Annotated in this window: 23 protein-coding genes; 15 read left to right on the top strand and 8 right to left on the bottom strand. The window is 44.3% G+C overall.

Annotated elements, in window-relative coordinates; all coding sequences use genetic code 11:
* Positions 1 to 250: 250 nt before the first annotated feature.
* The 4 genes from egtD to AC04MM_RS11845 all read left to right on the top strand — a co-directional run bounded on the left by egtD (position 251) and on the right by AC04MM_RS11845 (position 2844).
* The gene (gene egtD, locus AC04MM_RS11860) at positions 251 to 1201 is read left to right on the top strand and encodes an L-histidine N(alpha)-methyltransferase (RefSeq protein ID WP_475380578.1); all 951 of its coding nucleotides are present in this window, start codon (positions 251 to 253) and stop codon (positions 1199 to 1201) included.
* Positions 1202 to 1246: 45 nt separating this feature from the next.
* Entirely contained in the window at positions 1247 to 1837 is a 591-nt protein-coding gene (locus AC04MM_RS11855; RefSeq protein ID WP_475380577.1) for a hypothetical protein, read from the top strand.
* Complete coding sequence (locus AC04MM_RS11850) at positions 1838 to 2107, top strand: hypothetical protein (RefSeq protein WP_475380576.1); 270 nt, start codon at positions 1838 to 1840, stop codon at positions 2105 to 2107.
* Between the two features lie 236 nt (positions 2108 to 2343).
* A complete protein-coding gene (locus AC04MM_RS11845; protein WP_475380575.1) occupies positions 2344 to 2844 on the top strand; it encodes a hypothetical protein in 501 nt (166 codons plus the stop codon).
* 68 nt (positions 2845 to 2912) lie between these two features.
* Here the strand turns inward: AC04MM_RS11845 and AC04MM_RS11840 are convergent, their stop codons facing one another.
* A complete protein-coding gene (locus tag AC04MM_RS11840; protein ID WP_475380574.1) occupies positions 2913 to 3983 on the bottom strand; it encodes a branched-chain amino acid aminotransferase in 1071 nt (356 codons plus the stop codon).
* A gap of 82 nt (positions 3984 to 4065) precedes the next feature.
* On the opposite strand from AC04MM_RS11840, the gene AC04MM_RS11835 reads away from it, so the two are divergent.
* The 3 genes from AC04MM_RS11835 to AC04MM_RS11825 are packed head-to-tail and all read left to right on the top strand — an operon-like array spanning position 4066 to position 6004.
* The gene (locus tag AC04MM_RS11835; protein WP_475380573.1) at positions 4066 to 4554 is read left to right on the top strand and encodes an STY0301 family protein; all 489 of its coding nucleotides are present in this window, start codon (positions 4066 to 4068) and stop codon (positions 4552 to 4554) included.
* Positions 4554 to 5603, top strand: a complete 1050-nt coding sequence (locus AC04MM_RS11830; protein WP_475380572.1) for a hemolysin family protein — start codon at positions 4554 to 4556, stop codon at positions 5601 to 5603. Before AC04MM_RS11835 ends, AC04MM_RS11830 begins: the two co-directional genes overlap by 1 nt.
* A gap of 2 nt (positions 5604 to 5605) precedes the next feature.
* Complete coding sequence (locus AC04MM_RS11825; RefSeq protein WP_475380571.1) at positions 5606 to 6004, top strand: group II truncated hemoglobin; 399 nt, start codon at positions 5606 to 5608, stop codon at positions 6002 to 6004.
* Positions 6005 to 6009: 5 nt separating this feature from the next.
* Here AC04MM_RS11825 and AC04MM_RS11820 read toward each other — a convergent pair whose 3' ends face one another.
* Genes AC04MM_RS11820 through AC04MM_RS11810 form a run of 3 tightly spaced genes read right to left on the bottom strand, consistent with a single transcriptional unit; the run spans position 6010 to position 9071 of the window.
* Entirely contained in the window at positions 6010 to 7320 is a 1311-nt protein-coding gene (locus tag AC04MM_RS11820) for a chloride channel protein (protein WP_475380570.1), read from the bottom strand.
* Complete coding sequence (locus AC04MM_RS11815; protein WP_475380569.1) at positions 7317 to 8564, bottom strand: O-antigen ligase family protein; 1248 nt, start codon at positions 8562 to 8564, stop codon at positions 7317 to 7319. The genes AC04MM_RS11820 and AC04MM_RS11815 overlap by 4 nt, the downstream gene beginning before the upstream one ends.
* Before the next feature lie 6 nt (positions 8565 to 8570).
* Complete coding sequence (locus AC04MM_RS11810; RefSeq protein ID WP_475380568.1) at positions 8571 to 9071, bottom strand: SLBB domain-containing protein; 501 nt, start codon at positions 9069 to 9071, stop codon at positions 8571 to 8573.
* 128 nt (positions 9072 to 9199) lie between these two features.
* On the opposite strand from AC04MM_RS11810, the gene AC04MM_RS11805 reads away from it, so the two are divergent.
* Positions 9200 to 10057: a hypothetical protein gene (locus tag AC04MM_RS11805; RefSeq protein WP_475380567.1), complete on the top strand. Its 858-nt coding sequence runs from the start codon at positions 9200 to 9202 to the stop codon at positions 10055 to 10057.
* A gap of 77 nt (positions 10058 to 10134) precedes the next feature.
* Here AC04MM_RS11805 and AC04MM_RS11800 read toward each other — a convergent pair whose 3' ends face one another.
* The 3 genes from AC04MM_RS11800 to AC04MM_RS11790 are packed head-to-tail and all read right to left on the bottom strand — an operon-like array spanning position 10135 to position 13352.
* Positions 10135 to 11460, bottom strand: a complete 1326-nt coding sequence (locus AC04MM_RS11800; RefSeq protein ID WP_475380566.1) for a class I SAM-dependent rRNA methyltransferase — start codon at positions 11458 to 11460, stop codon at positions 10135 to 10137.
* A 30-nt stretch (positions 11461 to 11490) separates the two neighbouring features.
* Complete coding sequence (locus AC04MM_RS11795; RefSeq protein WP_475380565.1) at positions 11491 to 12492, bottom strand: esterase-like activity of phytase family protein; 1002 nt, start codon at positions 12490 to 12492, stop codon at positions 11491 to 11493.
* Between the two features lie 5 nt (positions 12493 to 12497).
* Complete coding sequence (locus AC04MM_RS11790) at positions 12498 to 13352, bottom strand: bifunctional 5,10-methylenetetrahydrofolate dehydrogenase/5,10-methenyltetrahydrofolate cyclohydrolase (protein WP_475380564.1); 855 nt, start codon at positions 13350 to 13352, stop codon at positions 12498 to 12500.
* Positions 13353 to 13529: 177 nt separating this feature from the next.
* On the opposite strand from AC04MM_RS11790, the gene AC04MM_RS11785 reads away from it, so the two are divergent.
* From AC04MM_RS11785 to AC04MM_RS11755, 7 genes are all read left to right on the top strand, one after another.
* Complete coding sequence (locus tag AC04MM_RS11785; RefSeq protein WP_475380563.1) at positions 13530 to 13973, top strand: hypothetical protein; 444 nt, start codon at positions 13530 to 13532, stop codon at positions 13971 to 13973.
* Between the two features lie 102 nt (positions 13974 to 14075).
* The gene (locus AC04MM_RS11780) at positions 14076 to 14333 is read left to right on the top strand and encodes a Flp family type IVb pilin (RefSeq protein ID WP_475380562.1); all 258 of its coding nucleotides are present in this window, start codon (positions 14076 to 14078) and stop codon (positions 14331 to 14333) included.
* Entirely contained in the window at positions 14302 to 14670 is a 369-nt protein-coding gene (locus AC04MM_RS11775) for a hypothetical protein (protein ID WP_475380561.1), read from the top strand. Before AC04MM_RS11780 ends, AC04MM_RS11775 begins: the two co-directional genes overlap by 32 nt.
* Complete coding sequence (locus AC04MM_RS11770) at positions 14645 to 15376, top strand: hypothetical protein (RefSeq protein ID WP_475380560.1); 732 nt, start codon at positions 14645 to 14647, stop codon at positions 15374 to 15376. Before AC04MM_RS11775 ends, AC04MM_RS11770 begins: the two co-directional genes overlap by 26 nt.
* On the top strand, positions 15346 to 15498 hold the full coding sequence (locus AC04MM_RS11765) for a hypothetical protein (RefSeq protein ID WP_475380559.1): 153 nt from the start codon (positions 15346 to 15348) through the stop codon (positions 15496 to 15498). The genes AC04MM_RS11770 and AC04MM_RS11765 overlap by 31 nt, the downstream gene beginning before the upstream one ends.
* A gap of 2 nt (positions 15499 to 15500) precedes the next feature.
* The gene (locus AC04MM_RS11760; protein ID WP_475380558.1) at positions 15501 to 15986 is read left to right on the top strand and encodes a hypothetical protein; all 486 of its coding nucleotides are present in this window, start codon (positions 15501 to 15503) and stop codon (positions 15984 to 15986) included.
* A 1-nt stretch (position 15987) separates the two neighbouring features.
* The gene (locus AC04MM_RS11755) at positions 15988 to 16779 is read left to right on the top strand and encodes a hypothetical protein (RefSeq protein ID WP_475380557.1); all 792 of its coding nucleotides are present in this window, start codon (positions 15988 to 15990) and stop codon (positions 16777 to 16779) included.
* Here the strand turns inward: AC04MM_RS11755 and AC04MM_RS11750 are convergent.
* Positions 16763 to 18079, bottom strand: a complete 1317-nt coding sequence (locus AC04MM_RS11750) for an amidohydrolase (protein ID WP_475380556.1) — start codon at positions 18077 to 18079, stop codon at positions 16763 to 16765. The genes AC04MM_RS11755 and AC04MM_RS11750 overlap by 17 nt on opposite strands.
* Positions 18080 to 18108 lie beyond the last annotated feature (29 nt).

Raw genomic sequence — 18108 nt, 5'->3', positions numbered from 1 at the left:
CTTGTTCAGTCGTTATATAGTTGGTTCGCCTTTGGCTCACGTCTCACTGGGCACCATTTATCTCACTCACGTTCGATCACTTGTTCAGTCGTTATATAGTTGGTTCGCCTTTGGCTCACGTCTCACTGGGCACCTTTAATCTCATTTACATTCGATCTTTAGTACAGGCTTTGCAGTTTTGGTTTGTCCTATGATTATATCGTCGCATACCCAAGCAGAGCAAAATTTTCGGACAAATCACCACGATTTTGTGGCGAAATGTCACCCACCGGCACTTAAAAATGAAATTGTCACATCGCTGACGCAACCTAAAGCAAGTCTTTCGGCAAAATTTCTGTATAACAAATTAGGTTCGAAGATTTTTGAAGCGATTTGCGATCTTCCTGAATACTACCCGACCCGCACTGAAAAATTTATTCTGGATCAGCATCTTCACGAACTAAAAAAATACATCGGCACAGGTTCATCGATCATCGACTTAGGGGCTGGAAACTGCGAAAAAGCAGCTGCCCTGTTTCCAGTGTTAAAACCGCGTTCATATATACCCATTGATTTTTCGATTGAATTTTTAGTGCAGGCGGCAACGTCACTCCGCCAGCAGTTTCCAGATATTGAAATAAATCCGCTCGCGATGGATTTTTCAACCGACTTCAGGCTTTCAGATGAGTTCTCGTTAATGAAAAAACTTTTCTTTTACCCCGGCTCATCGATCGGAAACTTTACCCCGGATGAAGCCTGCAGATTTTTACGAGACATATTCTCGAACTGCGAAGCTGATTCGCAACTTCTGATCGGTGTTGATCTGGTTAAACAACCTGAAGTCTTAGAGGCTGCTTACAATGACTCGTTAGGAATTACAGGCGCATTTAATCTGAATATTTTAAACCATCTCAATAGCATCGCAGGAACTGACTTTGTGATTTCGGACTGGAAACACCGGGCTGTTTTTAATCCGCAACTGAGCCGGATTGAAATGCAGCTGATCGCCCGCCACAACGTAACAGTATCATGGCCTGGTGGTGAACGAACCTTCCAAAAAGGCGAAACCATCCACACCGAGAGCAGCTACAAATACACACCTGAGACGTTTGCAGACCTTCTGCAAAAAGCGGGATTCACCGCGCTGCAGAGCTGGACGGATCCGCTATCCTACTTCATGGTCTGCTTAGCCCAGCCCGTGCATGCGCGCATCTGCCATTGATCGCCTTTGCATTTTTTCACCCTTGTGCTTTAATCACGGTTAGCTATGAACGTACTAACCTGGATCGAAGAGCTTCTACCCATCGAAGTCATGCAGAAAAATATGCAGGACGGTATCGGCTATTACTTAGGTGATAAATTCGTGCTGTTTTTAACTGAAGACAGTAAGACCACCGTTCACCGCGGCAAAGCCTACCAGTTTCAGTTATACTTCGGCGCATTTTTTCCGATTGTTAAAATCAAACACAATGCTGTAATCGCTAAATTTCCGTTTTTAGAAAATCATCCGGTTAAAAAAGAGTGGCTGTACATCCCTGCCGAAAACGAAAACTTTGAAGACGAAGTAAAACTTGTACTCCGTGAAGTCTTAAAAGGTAACCCGCTGTTTGGTATTGCGGTTAAGGAAACAGCCGCAGAAAAACGGGCGCGCTTAGAAGCCACTGCAGAAGATGCAGATATGCGTAAGCCCAGCTTATTTAATACCGATGCACCAAAGCCTGCGGCCAAGAAAAAAGCCGGAATAAAAAAAGTAAAACCAGCCGTGAAAACGGCTAAGAAAAAAGCCAAAACCAACAAAAAAGCTGAAAACGCATTTCTTTTAAACTTGGCTAAAAGTCGCAGCTCAAGTAAGTCTTAAATGATGTCTGATTACGATAAACTTAAAACCAAACTTGAGATCGCCCTTGAAGCTCTGCGCTTTTACGCTGATAACAACAGCTACGGCCAGGGAGAATCGTTTGGTGAGTTATCGCGGATTAATGATGATGATCTTGAGTACTTGCCGTCAAACCGCGGCCATGACACCGTCGGTGGCAAACGGGCCCGCCGTGCCTTGCTTGAAATCGATGACGTCGATGGTTCACAGCGCCTATTAAAAGACCGCGAAAACAGCCTTAACAAGAAATAGTTTTTGCAAATCTTGCCTGGGCCTTTACTGTCACTCTGTCAGCTGATTTGACAGCGGCAGCTCCTAACCCCCTAATTCGCCAATTATTTTTATGATAACCTTAAAAAGGGCTGCCAAAGCCCCTTAGATGCCGCTTTCCCCTAAAAATTCGATTTTTCGCCACCTTTAAAGTTATTCGTTTATTATTGCACCCGAATCAAATCCCTAACCCAAATCAAAAAGGAGCCATTCACTTTATGAAAAAAATGATCTTAACTTCAATCGTGTTATTAACAGCAACTTTCGCACAAGCTTCTTCAATTAAATCTGAAAAGCTTTCGATCGCTCCGTCTTCAATCGATAAGACGTTTCGCCTGGTTGATAAAAACGGCGATGAGGGCCAGAAGAAACTATCTATCATCGTCGCTGATAAAGGTATGAGTACTGACGTATCACCCCGTTATTCGGTTTATCTGGGCTATCAATCAAATGCCGAGATGGGAAATTTATCAGCTGACTTCTTAATTACCGATGAGGCCATGAGTGTTGAGTCGGCAAAACGTGTGTCGGCCGGCATATACCAAGTTGTTGTTGATCGATACCGTGATGGTCTTTATTCAGAAAAAGTAACGTTAACTATTGATGCCACAAAAATGTTTGCTGACGAAAATAAAAAACGTGAAGCTTGCGGTGGTGACTTCTGTGATGGCGAAATCTTAACGTCAATCGAAGTTAAAGAAAAAATCCAGGCTAACTAATTAGCTAACCTATTTGAAACAGGAATGCGTCTCACGCATTCCTGTTTATCTTAACGCTTAATAAAAGATTATTTTAACTTTTCAATCCAGTTTAAGGTATCGGCTTTAAATCCGTACTGGATATCAGTTAATTCCTGATACAGCTTGGTCGTCAGCTCGCCCATCTGGCCGTTATTGATTTTAACTGTCCAGTTTTTTGCCGCTAATTCCCCGACCGGAGTAATGACAGCCGCAGTTCCGGTACCAAATGCTTCAATGAGATGACCGCTCTGTGCGCCTTCGCGGATTTCGGATAATTTAACTTTACGTTCAACGATCGGTTTACCCATGGCTTTTAACACCTGGATCACCGAATCACGCGTACCACCAGCCAGGATGGTGCCTTCTAACGATGGTGTTACAATTTCGTTCTTAAAAACGAAAAACACGTTCATGGTACCGACTTCTTCAACATAAGTGCGGGTGGTATCAAGCCACAGAACCTGCGAATAATCTTTCTTTTTGGCTTCGTACGCGGCTTTTAAGCTTGAAGCATAGTTTGCCGCAGCTTTAGTAGCCCCAAGTCCGCCCGGACAAGCACGTGAGAACTCTTCTTCTACCCAGATATTTACCGGTGATAGGCCTGATTTGTAGTACGAACCCACCGGCGATAAGATAACAAAGAAAATATACTCACGCGACGGACGCACACCTAAGAACCCTTCGGTTCCAATTAAGGTCGGACGAATGTAAAGCGCTGACCCTTTATTTTCGGGAATCCAGTCTTGATCGATAGCAACCAACTTGCGGATGCCCTCTAGAAATAATTCTTTCGGCGGCGCTACCATGCAAAGGCGTTCAGCACCCTGGCACAGGCGGTTCCAGTTGTATTCCATACGAAATAACGCCACATCGCCATTATGCTGACGGAATGCCTTCATGCCTTCGAAAAGAGCTTGTCCGTAGTGCAGCACAGAAGCTGCGGGATCCATAGGCAACGGGCCGTAAGGAAGAATCTGAGAGTCATACCAGCCTTTAGCTTCGCTATATTTCGCCACAAACATATGATCAGTGAAGTACTGGCCAAAGCCTAAATTATTCGCGTCAGGTTTTTTTAAGGGCTGCGTCGTTTTTGTGACTGAAATAGGGGCTAAATTCATGGGCGTAATTAACCACAGCACTGCTCGCCTTGACAAGATTTTTTATCCCAGTTGAAATGCTTTTACGTACGAGAGGAACTTCATGCGTAAATCACATTTTGCCCTGCTGTTAGGCTTGCCAGCATTTATCGTTGCGCCAGCTTACGCCTTACCTGAAAAACCGCAGGTTATTGAATGCCCACTGAAAATGACTGTAAGTTTTAAACCTGAAAAAAGTATCCCTACGATGCAATTTCGTGATTTTGAGACTGATGAAATCGAATTCCAGCGCTTAGAGATGTTTGACCAGGATCCAAAAAAGAAAATGTCATTAAAGCCTGATAACGGTGATGCCCCACCTCCGCACACGTGGACGATCAAACCACCTGAAGAGAAAAAAGACGAAAACGTTCCGGCTTGGCAAAACGCGACAAGTGAAAAACCAAAAGCGATTATTCCGTGGTTAGTTTGTTACTACGGAAAAAACAGCAAACAATTATTCGTTAAAAGGTTTGCAAAAATTCCAGCGGCTTGCACGTCGCAAGCCTCAAAAACAAACCCCAAAATCTTTAACACAGTAGTCTGTAAATAATGTTAGAATTATTAGTCGTCATATTCAGTATCTTAGCAAACGCCGTATTATCCGGATTAGAAATGGCGTTTGTCACCGTATCGAAAGCGCATTTAAAAAAATTAGCGGCCGAAGGTTCAAACTCGGCAGCACGCGTACTTAAATTAAAATCCAACCCTGAACGGACACTTTCGGTATTACAGGTCGGCATCACGCTAGTGGGAGCCATTTCTGCGGCCGTCTCCGGTGCCAGTGCCGAAGAGCATTTAAGCCCGTGGTTTATGGCGCAGTTTCCGCTGCTCAGTGAAGAATTCGCCGAATCGATCAGTATCGCCACTGTCGTTTTACCGTTAACTTATGCCAGCGTTGTGATCGGTGAATTAGTGCCAAAATCCATCGCCCTGAAATTTCCGGTAAAGCTTGCGTTGACCGGCGGTTTACTGTTGCTGATGATGGACCGGGTGTTTGCACCGGTGGTTGTGATCTTTGAATATTCGACAAAATTTATTACCAGAATTTTATTTGCCAAATATCAGACCAAAGAAAATGTCGACACCTCTCAGGAAGTCGATCTCGACAACTTAAACGAAACCCACAAGCAGTTTGTTTTTAACCTTATCGGCGTCGACAAGCGCCGGGTTAAAGATGTGATGTTACCGTGGGATCAGGTTAATAAAATTAATCTGCTTGATCATACCCATGATGTCTTTGAGATGATTAAATCGCATAAAAACACCCGTTTGCCGGTGATGCACGAAGATAAGGTCGAAGGCATCCTCTACACCAAAGAATTTATCGCCGAACCGGAAGTGGCTAAAATGGATTGGAGCAAATTAATCCGCAAAGCCGAATACCTTTCCCCGAACGAGCCGATCATCAACGCCCTTAAACGTTTACAGCAGCGCAAGAGCCACCTGGCTATCGTACGCCAAGGTGAAAAAATTCTCGGCATCATCACTATGGAAGATATCTTCGAAGAAATCATCGGCGATATTTACGATGAGTCCGATGAAACTCAGTCGCTTTTATCGACTAATTCAAAAATCAGAAACCAGAACTTCAGGTTTTAATCATGTCGGTTGATGAAAATACCCTCTATGAACAACTCGGCGGAAAAGCCACCATCGAAAAACTGGTCGAACGTTTTTACCACCACATGGATACCTTACCCGAGGTCAAAGATATTCGTGACCAACACGCTCCGGATTTGAGCGAAGCCAAAGAAAAGCTGGTGATGTTTTTAACCGGCTGGTCCGGCGGGCCCCAAATTTATATTGAAAAATTCGGTCACCCGAGACTTCGCATGCGCCACATGCCGTTTAAAATCGGCGAAAAAGAACGCGATCAGTGGCTCTACTGCATGTTTAAGGCTTTAGAAGAAGTGGTTGAATCAGAACAGCTTAAGAGTGATCTGAAAAAAAGTTTTGCGCACATTGCTGATTTCATGCGAAACCAGCCGCCGCAAGGTTAATTCTTTTATTCGATTAAGCCGCCGTTTTTTTTCGGGTCTTCACCAGCAGAAGAGCCAACATCACGTTCACCACGTCTGAAGTTTTCTGGGTTAAATCCACCGGTGCTAAAACCACCGGTAAAACCGCCCGCTCCCCCCGGAAAAGTGCCGAACTTAAAATTCATAAAATTAAAATTCTGCGTACGTGGCTGTAAGTAAATACTTTTTTCGCCAGAAAAACTATGAACCACTGAATAGAAAATATAAACCCAGATAAACATAGTGTAATCCAGTAGCCCAAGACACAATACCACTGCCGTCCACTTAAGGCGCGTAACCCCGGCAAACACGGCAAATGCCCCTAATACCCCACCGAGCAATAAACTCTCGCCGAAAAACTGGGCGCCGGTAACTCCGACTCCTAAACCAACTAAAACTAACGGCACGTACTCGCCACCAAAAAATCCGAGCGACACGCACAGTAAGGTAAATACCAGTTTTAGTACAATTAACTGCATATCATAGGCAGTCAGTAAACTTCCGCTGCTGAATCGTTCGACCAGATCCAGACTTAAACTTTGCAGCCCACGTACATCCGGACTGTAAAGCGCGTAGCCAAGGGCAGCCGACATCGCCACCGCCCAGATAATATGTTTAGCCGCAAAAAAATCTGACAGAAAAAAATAACTTTTTTTATAGGCGCGTGAAAGGTAACCGATAATCACACCCAGTAAAAAGATAAAGAAAAAGCGCTTAAGCCATGAATCGCTGTCAGGAATCGTTACTGCCGACAACAGATGCGGAAACTTAAGTGATTGCAGAATTAACACCGCGGCCCAGGCACCGAAAAAAGTCCACACTTTTTGTGAAAACCGGGTCGAGTACATTTCGATCAGGAAAATCAGGCTTACCCACTTATTGCCGGTGATCGCCGCAAAACCGATACTGGCCGCCACCGGGCCCCAGTAAGGCAGGCTAAGGTTAAACAGTCTTGCGATTCCGGTCGTGGCCAGCACAATAACACCCTCACGGCCAACGCTTGCCCCGAACAGATGACTTAAACCCGCGCCGAAAAAATGATAAAACGCCTTCCAGCGGTTCCAGAAAAAATTTTTCTGCTCGGTCATTTCATGCAGATCTTTAACTTTGTGCGGATAATACAGTGTTTTTTTCTTTAACAGCACCGTCAGGATAAACAGCACCGGCAACCCAAGTACGAGCTGCGGGTACTGCAAACGCAAAGTTTCGGTGTAATTCACAACGGCCTGAAAGGTATAACTTAAGCCCGCCGCTGCGGCCCCAAGTGCTAACGCCAAAATTAGATTTAATGGGTTCATGCGTTTTGTTTTCTCACATTAATCAGCATATAGCCAATCACAATCCAATAGAAGCGATCGGCCATACCACCGATTGAAAGATGCATGTGATAAATAAACAATATCGGAATATGAGTGAGAAGATAAATAGCTAAAATTTTAAACTCTGGGGGACTTGAACGCAGTTTATTAAAGCTTGCCACAATTAAGCCGACAAAGCCGATCGCAACCAGAACCACAAAACCCAGGCCACCGATCACACCGGCCGACACGAGAATATTATGCGGGTCTTTATTGGCATTATACTGTCCCACTTCGGTTTCATTGATCTCGCCGAATTTCGATAACAACCCCTGGCCGATCACCGGGCTTTTCATAAAAATTTCATAACCGCGCTCGAACTCTTCAAAGCGTGAGCTCACCCCGTCCTGCGCCGCACGTAAACCGACTGCTGATTCACCGCGGGCAATACCGATGGCGTACTGGCTGATACTGTGCCCGAACAGCACCGTTGCAATGAGCAGTGAAAAAGCCAGCGACACCTTAATAAACTGGCTGGCCGCTTTTTTTGCCGGAAAAAACAAAAATGCCAGAAAATAACTTAATACCACTGCAAACAACGCCGACCGTGTGCCGGTTAATATCAGTGCGGTTAAAGCCACCGCGGCGCTGATAACCAGAAAAATCTTGCGCGGGCGCGAGTTTTCTTTGGCAAACATTTCGTAAATTAAAAAAATACTGGCAAGCGTAGCCGTGGTTACCATATACGGAATATGTTTAAATACACCGATAAACCGGCCGCCTTTAAAAGTAATTGCCGGCATTATAACCAGCAATATTAAACTGATAAAACAAAGTGCCACGCTGCATTTGCGGGTAAAGCTGATAAACTTAGCCACCGATAATTCGCTTGGAATAACCCGCGCAAACAGAATCACGGTAAAGCAGGCCGAGATTGCGGCTGCCAATTGCACATACCACGGATTCGTTGCCTCGTTTAACACGACCTGCATGGCCGTTACGGTGAGCAAAAACAGACAGAAGATAAACAGATAGAATTTAAAAAAGCGGTTCTGCAGGTAATGGTGCTGACTCTTCCAGAAAAATTTAATGATCAGAACCGAACCAATTATTATGTTAAAGAAAATGTTGGCAAACGGATGTAAGCCCTTTTGAAAAATAAAAAAGGATTCCTGATAAGGGAATCCCGGAATAAAACCGAACGAAATCTTCGATAAAAAAATCAGTGCGATTAAAAATAACATGCAGCTCTAGTCAGAGTTCTTTTCGATGAGAACACTGGTTAAGATTATGCTGGTGATTAACGAAACGATCGTTACTGACTGCGCGATATCACTTGAGATCCACGGTTGTTTTTTCGGCACGTAAACAAAATCATCCTGCGTAAGTTTAAATGGCTTTACATCAGCAGTTGATTTCATCAGTTTATTTAAATCAAGTTCATACACACCTTTTTGAGACGGATCGGTTTTACGCACGATCACTTCAGTTAAATCGGCATCGGCAGGTCCGCCGGCCAGGGTGACAAGTTTTAACAAATCAGTCTGTGGCGGCACATAGTAAATGCCGGGATTTTTAACCGCACCAAAAAGCTGAACACTGATCAGTGATTCTTTCGGTGAAGAACGGTGGATATACTCGGCGGCACGATTTGGTTCTTTGACGTCGAAGTAAGAACTCTGTGCCTGTGCCAACTGGGCGTTTAAAAAAATCACTGCGATCGCTACGGTTAAAACTCGACTTTTTAACATAAGATTCACCAACCTTTGTCTATTTCTCTGGACTTAATACTGGATTATTTAAAACCAAAACAGGACTTATGGTCAACCACTAGGTCGTTCAATAAGATGAAAGTACTGTAAGCGAGGAACACTTTACAATGGAAACATTAAACATCCCAGAGCACGAGAAAATATTTAACGAAATTTGTCACAAGCTGAACGAATTATCACAGGACGAGGACCATAAGAACTCGAAAGACCGCGTGGTTCAATTAGACAAAATGCAGAACCAGCTGAAAAATTTTCAAATTGAACTGGTTTCAAACCACGAAGACATGAAACTGAAAATCGAGACGTTAGAGAAAATGACCACGTCTAACTCTGACCTTACGCAAAAAGTAAAAGAATTAACTGATCTTTTAAACCAGGAAAGACATCACAACTCAAAACTGTCGACTGATTTGGCCAGATCATTGGATCTTTCATTAAAACTGCAGCTTGAAATCCAGGAGATCAAAACCAAAGCGATTCAGGCACAGATGGATGACCGCAAACAGTACTTAGAAAACTACGAAAATATCCAGTTTGATTTCCAGAAAGAAAAAGGCCGCTTATTAGAGATGAATCAGGGTTTAGCGAACGAATTAAAAGAAAAAGCCGAACAGATTCAAACTTTAGAAAGTAAAATCAACGAATTAGAATCCGGTATGATGGAAGTCGAAAGCCACAGCCAGGAACAAGCCGAAACCATCAAACACTTAATGACCGTAGCCGAAAACAAAATCGTTGAATTGAAGCTTGATTCTGACCGAATTCAGGCTGAACTAGACAACGTGCGCGGCCAGTACGAACAATCAAAAACGCAGACTGAAATATTAAAGAAAGAAAATGTAGCACTTAAAGATTACATCAATAAAATGACGGCGTTCCAACAGCAGATCTTTGCAGCCCAGGGCCACCCGGCCCAAAGCGCGCAACAAACCGCTGGACAAGCAGCGGCTACACAGCAAAGATAATTACAGAATAAAAAATTAAGTTACCTAAAGAGCGGGGTTTTTGTTGTCATCGCAGAACAAAACCCCGTTCGCTATTTTTAGTCTACTTTATGCAGCAGCATCTTTAAATACTGGCCTTCAGGAAACTGAATCAGCTGCGGGTGATCCCAGCCTAAGCCGCCTTCACAGATCAGCTGCGCTTTTTTGCCCGAGCGTAAAATCGATTTACGTAATGCGTTTTTAAAATCCGATGTCTGTACTAAACCGGAACATGTGCATGAAGCCACTACGCCCTTTGCGGCTACGATGCGAAATGCCTGCTCGTTTAGTTTCATGTAGCCGTGTAAACCAGATTCCATATCTTTTTTGTTTTTCACGAAGGCCGGAGGATCCGAGATCACCACATGGTAGCTGTTGGCCTCGATGCTGATTAAATCTTTTAACACATCACCTTTCATCACAGTGACTTTGTGAGTGTACTGTTTAAGGTTTTCTTTGGCCTTTTCTAAGGCCAGCTCTGAAACATCGACCAATAAAACTTCAAACGGAATCTCTTTTTGTTTTAAATAAAAGGCGATCTGGGCTGACCACTGCCCCATATAACAACAAAGATCGACAATCTTAAGCGGCTTTTCTTTGCTAAATTGTTTAACACGGATTAAGCCTTCTAAGCTCTGAATCAGTAAACGGATATTATGGGTTTGATCCAGAAAAAAACCGGTTTTCTGGCCTTCGATTAAGTTTACATTAAATTTTAATGTCTCAGTGGTGTTTAGGGTTGTCGCCATCACCGATGGGATCAAAATTGTTAAATCCGCCAGCGAAATATCTTTTGGATTATAAATGACTTTTGGTTCTTCGACTTCTAAACCTTCTAGCTTACGAATATTTACGTCATTGCGCTGAAGTAAGATGGTGTGCTCCCAGTCGATATCCGAAAGTTTTTGTGCAAACACACCTTCGACTAACTTTTGGTAGATCGCTTCGGCTTGTTCAAAAATGCGGTTCATACCAAACGTCAATAGCTGGTATGATAACACCTGAAAGCGCTCGCCGTTTTTTTCAAAAACATAACGGTCTAAGATCAACCCTGGCAGCGCATCGGCTTCAGAAAAACAAATACGGAATGAATCCTGAAAACCTAAATGAATGCGTTTTTCCCACGCTGCATACAGTTTTGACGAAACGTAAGTAACGCTGCCGATTTCAAAATCTTTAAGTTCAAAAGTCATCGCCCGAAAGGCGATTAACGAATGCGGGTTACCGTAGCCGCGCGCAATAAAATGTCCCTGATGATCGTGCACTTCAACCAGTTCGCCAGGGGTTAGGCCACGTGGGCTATCCATCAGTTCGTTCGAAAATACCCACGGATGGCGCGAGCGCAGACGCTGGTCAGAACCTTTTTTTAACTTCCAAATTCTCATCGGGGACCTCTATAGACTTAGAGGCTTTTTTTAATCGATTTGGTATAAAAGAAAAAGGTTATTTTCTTTAGCTGAGAAATTATTATCATTGATGACCATAAACTGGGTTTTTTGGTCATTGAGCCAGCAGATACCCTCGTAGTTCTGCACTTCTTTAACAAAGCTTTTTAGGGCTTTATCTTTGGCAAAATCGTAGAGACAGTTGGTTTTAATCGACTTGGTGGCCTGATTCTTTTCCGCCACACACATCTGCGCATCGAACTGAATCCCGTTTAAACTAAGACTTACCCCGCGCTCAATCACGATAAGGCTACGGTCTTTGTCGTAGACAAAATCAGTCACGCCCATTTCGGCTCCGAGCCCGTCGCCGATAAACTGCGGCAGTGGGTATGACCACTCGTTTAACACCGCGGTTCCACCGGAAGCCGACCCTTCGATCATAATCAGTTTATTTCGCTCCTGCACCAGAGTGCCTTCTAAAATCGCGCCCCATAAGCCCAGCTCACGGTCAATGCTTAGACCTTCAAAGCCCTTGTTGTTTTGCGTGCCACGGATCTGTAAGCCTGAACCGTTAGCGATAAATTTTTGCGGCAAGGCCACATCGGCAATACGCTCACCTTTTCCGTTAATCCAGAATAACGATACCGGTTGGCGCGGCTTCTGGTTTTGATCGCCTTCACTGGAAATCAAAATCTGCTCAGGATTGATCTGCGCCAGACCTTCCATATCTAAAAACGTGATATTGTCGGCAGGTTTGGCCACTTTTAGCCACTTAAGATCGCTGGTGTTTAACTCAGCTTTTTGCGCATCGTATTTTAAAACCAGAATACGCGGATGCCCCTGATTACCGCGGTCGTCCGAGACAAAATAAATTTCATCGCCGACTTTACTGCAGCCGGATAAGCCACCGACTGAATAATTCTGAAACTTAGTCTGGCCGGGAATTGACCAGCCTTTTTTAAAAGTAAATTTCGGCGCAGCCGGTGCAGGAAATGCCAAAAATAACGATGATAATAAAAGTAAAAGTCTCATAGGCGTTACGATTGTCTACGTGCTTTGCAGGCCTGTAAAGTGTTTTGCATTAACATGGCAATCGTCGTAACACCAACGCCGCCCGGCACCGGTGTTTGCGCCGATAACCAAGTATCGGTTTCCACAGCTTTAGTCACATCTCCGGTCAGTTTATGTCCGTCAGCACGGTGAATCCCGACATCAATCACGATGGCGCCTTGTTTGAAATCGGCCTGTTTGAAGTACTCTGATTTGCCAATCGCCACACAGACAATATCGAAGGCTTTTATCTCCTGCATCAGGTTCTCTGATTTTGAGTGAAACAAGGTCACCGTGGCATTTTCCTGGGTTAACAGATGCACCAACGGTGTTCCCACGATCTGACTTCTGCCGATGACCGCTATTTTTTGGCCGGCGATTTTAATGTCGTAATATTTTAAGATTTCAACGATCCCAGCCGGTGTGCAGGGTTTAACAATCGCATCGCCGACCACCATCGAACCGATGTTAGTTTTTGTTAAACAATCGACATCTTTCATCGGCGTGATGGTTTCCAACACTGTGCGCTCGTGTATATGTTTCGGTAGCGGTAACTGCACCAAGATACCATCAACCTTTGGGTTTTTATTTAAGTCTTCAATTTTTGCCAACAGTTCGGTTTGCGTGATTTTTTCATCTAATCTGATGACTTCTGAAGAAAAACCTAAGGCCTCACACATACGGGCTTTGTGACCAACGTAAACCTGGCTTGCCGGATCGTTGCCTACCAGGATGACACTTAAGTGCGGGAGAGCTAATCCTTTTTGCGGCCAAGAAGCGATTTCGTTTTTGATATCCGCCTGGATTTTTTCACTGACCGGTTGGCCTTTAAGAAGCTTCATGCTTAACCCCATTTCGTGCTCGTTTATCTGTGAGTCTTAAAACTATCAAAATAGTGAGCGATTTCAATAGGTTACAAAGAGCAACACAATCAATGGTTTCTTGACCCAGAAGCTATTTTCTACTAGATTGCAAGGTCTGTCCTTAAAAAAATCGATTTAAACAAAGAGGTCTAAACAATGGCTGATAAAGTTAAACTTTCTAAAGATGGTAACTCAATTGATTTCGTTCAATCTGAAAGCTTACCAACATCGTTAAAAAAATTCCGCCAGTCTCCAGAAATCGAAGGTTTTTACCGTTTTATTTTCGAAAATGATTTGCAAAAAGAAGCTTACGAAATTTTAGACCGCATCGTAGCCGCCCGCAAAGCAGCTAAAAAAGCACAAAAAGTTGAAACTAAACAGGCGGCAAAACTTGAAGCCCAAGCGGCCGCAGCAGCATTAAAAGCAGCTGCAGAAGCAAAAACTAAAGCAGCTAAGGCTGTACCCGTAGCCAAAGCGGCGGCTAAACCGGCGGCTAAAGCAGCTCCAGCTAAAGTTGCTGCTAAAGTTTCGGCTAAACCGGCAGCAAAAAAACCGGCAGCCAAACCAGCTCCAGCCGCAAAGAAAAAAGCGAAAAAGTAATCCGCCAGCTCCGGTTTAACCGGATCTCGGATGTTACCGATTATTAATCGTGGCCGGCTTAAGCGCTCGCGATTGCAAAACCTCCCGAGCGGAGGTTTTTTTATGTCTAAAATTCTAAAAAATAAAAACGGTCAGGGATTAATTGAATACCTAATGCTGGTGGCCTTAATTGCCGTTGCCACTATCGGTGTGGTTAAGGTAGTGGGTCACAACCTGGGTAAAAAATATGAAAACATCAATCGGGCCCTTGGAGCCAATGGCGAGGCCTTACATGCCGTAAATGCCAGCGACGGTGCTTTAGCTCAAAAAGATTTATCTAACTTTTTAGATGGCGCCAAAACAGCTAACTCGAAAAAATAAACTGCGTGATAACCGCGGCCAAGCCCTGACCGAAGCGCTGCTTATGCTGCTGACGGCGTTATTGTTTCTGTATTTTATGCTGCGAGCACTGTTAGTTGTGATTTTCACCGTCGCAGTTGATGCTATGGTCGAAGACTATTTTTACTGTGAACTGGCCGGTAAACCGTTTTGCCAACAGCGCCTCGAACAGCGTCTGCAGCAGAACCAGCTGCGCGCGGTTGTGATTCAGGTGCGCAGAGCGCCGCAAAAAATCAGTCTTTCGGTTACCGCAAGCCATTTAGCAACCTTGTCCGTTACACGCGAGTTTGATTATGAAAAATTTAAGCAAGAATTCTGAGGCCTTCGTCAGTCTTAGCTTTGTGTTTATCTTAATGACCTTTACCAGCCTATATTTAACGGCCACTTTTGCGATTGCGCTATCCATGCAGCGCGATTATGTGCGCAGCACCTGCGTAACCGAAGCCACGGCCATTCAAAGCGCCACCTTAAAAAATGTACGTCAGCTGTTTAATTTAAACCCGGCCTCAACGGCACTGCGCCTGGATATTAAAGCCACCCAGGCCGCACTTGCAGTGGCGATCGCGACCATGAACTTAGAATTAGTGCCGGTGTTAGAGCATAAGTTAAACGCCCTACACCAAGCGCAGAACACTTTGGATGGTGTACAGCGCACTTTAATCAGCAAAACTCAGCTTGAATTACTGAGCAAACATTTAGCCCTGATCGCAAAACTTCAAGGCGGCCAAGAGCAGCTAAGTTTGCCTTGGCGGTTTATGCTGCGCCTGTCAACTTATGTGGTGCCTCGCTCGACACCGATCTTGGCCATCCGGCCCGATTCGGAGGGCGGCTTAGGCCCGAACTACGAATGGCAAGAAAATGCCGAACATAAACAATCGCTGGCCTATGCTTGGAATATGGCCTTTGCAACGCTTGCATCTTATCAAAGTTTTTTCACGTGGACCAATGTGCTGAGTCTTACGTGCAAGGTAAGCCCAAGACTAGGAGATAAAAAATGGCACTTAACAATCAACGCGGACAAGTGATTACCGAATTTATTTTAACCTTCGTGCTGTTTACGGCACTGACTACCGCCATCTTAACCATGAGCAAAAGACAACGCGCGATCTCAGATAAATATAAAATCTCCAAATCAGTTAAGGATTAAATATGGATCTTAAAAACAAACTCAAACTATCCCTGCTGCAGCATAAGTACTTTGTCTTTATGTTTATCTTTTTTGTGTTCGTCTATATCTACACGACACTCGATGAACGTGGCCCGAAGTCACCGGAAAAACTGTTAACCGTCGATACCCTTATCCCTAACGGCTACGCGCTGGTTCCAATCGAGCTTGAAAATATCTCGGCCATTGCCAGCGTGATTGAAGGCTACGGCGTCATTGATATTTATCTCGGCAAAAACAATTCACGTAATGCCAAAAAACTCTTTCAGAAAGTAAAAATTCTGCGCGCACCGAACAACCCCAACGCATATGCCGTGCTGCTGCCGGATAACTTATCCAGTGAATTGTTAAAACATGAAGGACCATTTTTTGCCGTGATTCAGAATAAAGCCGAGGCGGCAGAAAACCCGAGCGTGCATGAACAAGCGCAAAAAAAGCAAAGCGTAAAGATCGAATACAACGGAGGCTAGAATGAAAAAGTTATTATTAGTAATCCTTTCCATGAGCTTTTACTTGAGCCAGGCCCAGGCGAAAGAACGCATCTTGCTCGTTGCTCATAGAGATACTCCGCTTTCAGATTACAAAAAAATCTGCGAGAAAAATAATTATCTTTGTCTACCGCAAGGGTATGCGGCCATTGCTCCCGCCCGTACACCGCACTTTAATGACCTGATCGAAAACTTTGATTTGGACAACAAGGATTATGTTTCTCAGTTCAGTAAAAAATTACATTTAAGTCTTAAAGACGACGATCTTAACCTGGAACAGTTAAAAAACCTGATTTTAGCCGGTGAAAAAATAGCACAGAACAAAGAAACCAAACTTTCAGAGACAGTAAAGCGCCTTAAAAAACTGTATACATTGTTAGCCGAGCTTGACAGTGAACCGGCAGATAAAATGCTTTATCTTCTGGGAAAAACCGTGGCAAACAACTTGCGTAATCGCTTACTGCTTGATCCTTACCTACAGGAGCTCAAACATGTTGAGCTGGATTATATAAGTCTTACGTTAGACGGAGATAAAAAATATTACTTAAACGGTGAATGTGACCGCCCCCGTTACACAGAATTTATCAGCCAGCTTGACCTCCAGGTGATTCCGCATTTTGCCGACGGCTGCAATTTAAGCCAGCGCTACGACTGGGGCAAAGATCTAATGTCCGAGCATTTAAAAGAGAATAAGAACAAATACCTGCTGGGCTTTGCGGCGATCGCTACGATGTTTTTTCTAAAATCTTACGATGTGTCTATCGGTAGCGAATAACTGTGCCGTCGAAATTGACCGCGATTATTCCCTGGTCATCAAATTCAGTCTGACATTGCCCAAAGCCTGAGGTCGGATAAGTGTGAAAACGTTTCCAGTCCTCGCTGGGATTCGGGATTGATCTGGCACTCTCGACCAGAGCTTTGCGGGTTAACAGCAAATTAGTCGGTTCAATCGGTGAATCAGAACCGAAATCAACATGAATACGGTTTTTGCGTAAGGCTTCCCACTGAAATAAATTTTTCGTGAGATCACCGATACAATCCTGTAACCACGGATGATCCGATAGCCAGTGGCAGGGCTGCATGTGCACGTATACATGTAACGGCTTTAATAACGGAATCGTCTCTGGTCGCAGCAACTGGGCATGCTCCAAGTGAATTTTACCTAATAGGCCGGCAGCAGACACCTCACGTGCACACTGAGCCACCGTATGTACGGCTTCATCACCGATCGTGTGTACAGCAAATTCCATTTTATTGCGCCAGCAAAAAGCGATCGTCGCTTTGATATCAGTCGCAGACCAAGTCAACAGTCCACGGTGATTTTCGCCGGTATAGTTTTGTGACAAGTACGCTGTTTTTGAACCCAATGAACCGTCGATAAAGATTTTTAACCCTTTTACTTTCATCTGCGCACAGGGATCAGCGACGCATTTCTGATATTCACTCAAGCCGCGGTCTAAATCTTTCACTGACTCAACGGTAATGAAACCTTCGTAGTAAATTTTTAGCTTTTGTTGTTCACATAAAGCTTTTTGCAATTGCCACTGGCGGTAGGTCAGCGACATATCACGCACATGCGTAAAGCCGCCGGCATTAAAAATCTCGCCGGCTTTTAGCAAAAACTGTGTTAGTTGCTGGTCAGAATAGTCAGGCAGCATGAAAAGCGCATTGATATGGGCCTGATCCTGCAAGATACCTATCGGCTCACCGCTGGCATCACGCAGGATTTTTCCGCCCTGCGGGTCTTTGCTAAAGTCGTAACCCAGTTGTTTTAAGACGGCGATCGCTTTGGAATTAATCCAGCTGCTGTGACCATCGACACGCGAAAAAAACACCGGTGTATCCGGAAAGATTTTATCTAACAACGATTTGTGCGGCAGATCTGCGGGCACCCAGTTGTTGTGATTCCAGCCGAAGCCAACCAGCCACTCACCGCGATGATGATGTTTTTCGATTTTTAACTGTTCTACCTCACCGGGTGCTTTAAGCTCACGTAGCGACAGTTCAAGCGCCACTTGGCCGGTACCGAGAAAATGGGTGTGTGAATCAAAACAGTTAACAATCGTTTCAGCCATGTTTAAGTTTTAGCAAAGAATAGAAGTAA

The sequence above is a fragment of the Bdellovibrio sp. SBM16 genome (genome assembly GCF_056175625.1).
This window is presented reverse-complemented; position numbering and strand designations above follow the sequence as displayed.

Bases quoted from the DNA above. Each gene is read 5' to 3' on its own strand.
- AC04MM_RS11855 (WP_475380577.1), top strand. From the start codon at position 1,247: ATGAACGTACTAACCTGGATCGAAGAGCTTCTACCCATCGAAGTCATG.
- AC04MM_RS11850 (WP_475380576.1), top strand. From the start codon at position 1,838: ATGATGTCTGATTACGATAAACTTAAAACCAAACTTGAGATCGCCCTT.
- AC04MM_RS11845 (WP_475380575.1), top strand. From the start codon at position 2,344: ATGAAAAAAATGATCTTAACTTCAATCGTGTTATTAACAGCAACTTTC.
- AC04MM_RS11840 (WP_475380574.1), bottom strand. From the start codon at position 3,983: ATGAATTTAGCCCCTATTTCAGTCACAAAAACGACGCAGCCCTTAAAA.
- AC04MM_RS11835 (WP_475380573.1), top strand. From the start codon at position 4,066: ATGCGTAAATCACATTTTGCCCTGCTGTTAGGCTTGCCAGCATTTATC.
- AC04MM_RS11830 (WP_475380572.1), top strand. From the start codon at position 4,554: ATGTTAGAATTATTAGTCGTCATATTCAGTATCTTAGCAAACGCCGTA.
- AC04MM_RS11825 (WP_475380571.1), top strand. From the start codon at position 5,606: ATGTCGGTTGATGAAAATACCCTCTATGAACAACTCGGCGGAAAAGCC.
- AC04MM_RS11820 (WP_475380570.1), bottom strand. From the start codon at position 7,320: ATGAACCCATTAAATCTAATTTTGGCGTTAGCACTTGGGGCCGCAGCG.
- AC04MM_RS11815 (WP_475380569.1), bottom strand. From the start codon at position 8,564: ATGTTATTTTTAATCGCACTGATTTTTTTATCGAAGATTTCGTTCGGT.
- AC04MM_RS11810 (WP_475380568.1), bottom strand. From the start codon at position 9,071: ATGTTAAAAAGTCGAGTTTTAACCGTAGCGATCGCAGTGATTTTTTTA.
- AC04MM_RS11805 (WP_475380567.1), top strand. From the start codon at position 9,200: ATGGAAACATTAAACATCCCAGAGCACGAGAAAATATTTAACGAAATT.
- AC04MM_RS11800 (WP_475380566.1), bottom strand. From the start codon at position 11,460: ATGAGAATTTGGAAGTTAAAAAAAGGTTCTGACCAGCGTCTGCGCTCG.
- AC04MM_RS11795 (WP_475380565.1), bottom strand. From the start codon at position 12,492: ATGAGACTTTTACTTTTATTATCATCGTTATTTTTGGCATTTCCTGCA.
- AC04MM_RS11790 (WP_475380564.1), bottom strand. From the start codon at position 13,352: ATGAAGCTTCTTAAAGGCCAACCGGTCAGTGAAAAAATCCAGGCGGAT.
- AC04MM_RS11785 (WP_475380563.1), top strand. From the start codon at position 13,530: ATGGCTGATAAAGTTAAACTTTCTAAAGATGGTAACTCAATTGATTTC.
- AC04MM_RS11780 (WP_475380562.1), top strand. From the start codon at position 14,076: ATGTCTAAAATTCTAAAAAATAAAAACGGTCAGGGATTAATTGAATAC.
- AC04MM_RS11775 (WP_475380561.1), top strand. From the start codon at position 14,302: ATGGCGCCAAAACAGCTAACTCGAAAAAATAAACTGCGTGATAACCGC.
- AC04MM_RS11770 (WP_475380560.1), top strand. From the start codon at position 14,645: ATGAAAAATTTAAGCAAGAATTCTGAGGCCTTCGTCAGTCTTAGCTTT.
- AC04MM_RS11765 (WP_475380559.1), top strand. From the start codon at position 15,346: ATGGCACTTAACAATCAACGCGGACAAGTGATTACCGAATTTATTTTA.
- AC04MM_RS11760 (WP_475380558.1), top strand. From the start codon at position 15,501: ATGGATCTTAAAAACAAACTCAAACTATCCCTGCTGCAGCATAAGTAC.
- AC04MM_RS11755 (WP_475380557.1), top strand. From the start codon at position 15,988: ATGAAAAAGTTATTATTAGTAATCCTTTCCATGAGCTTTTACTTGAGC.
- AC04MM_RS11750 (WP_475380556.1), bottom strand. From the start codon at position 18,079: ATGGCTGAAACGATTGTTAACTGTTTTGATTCACACACCCATTTTCTC.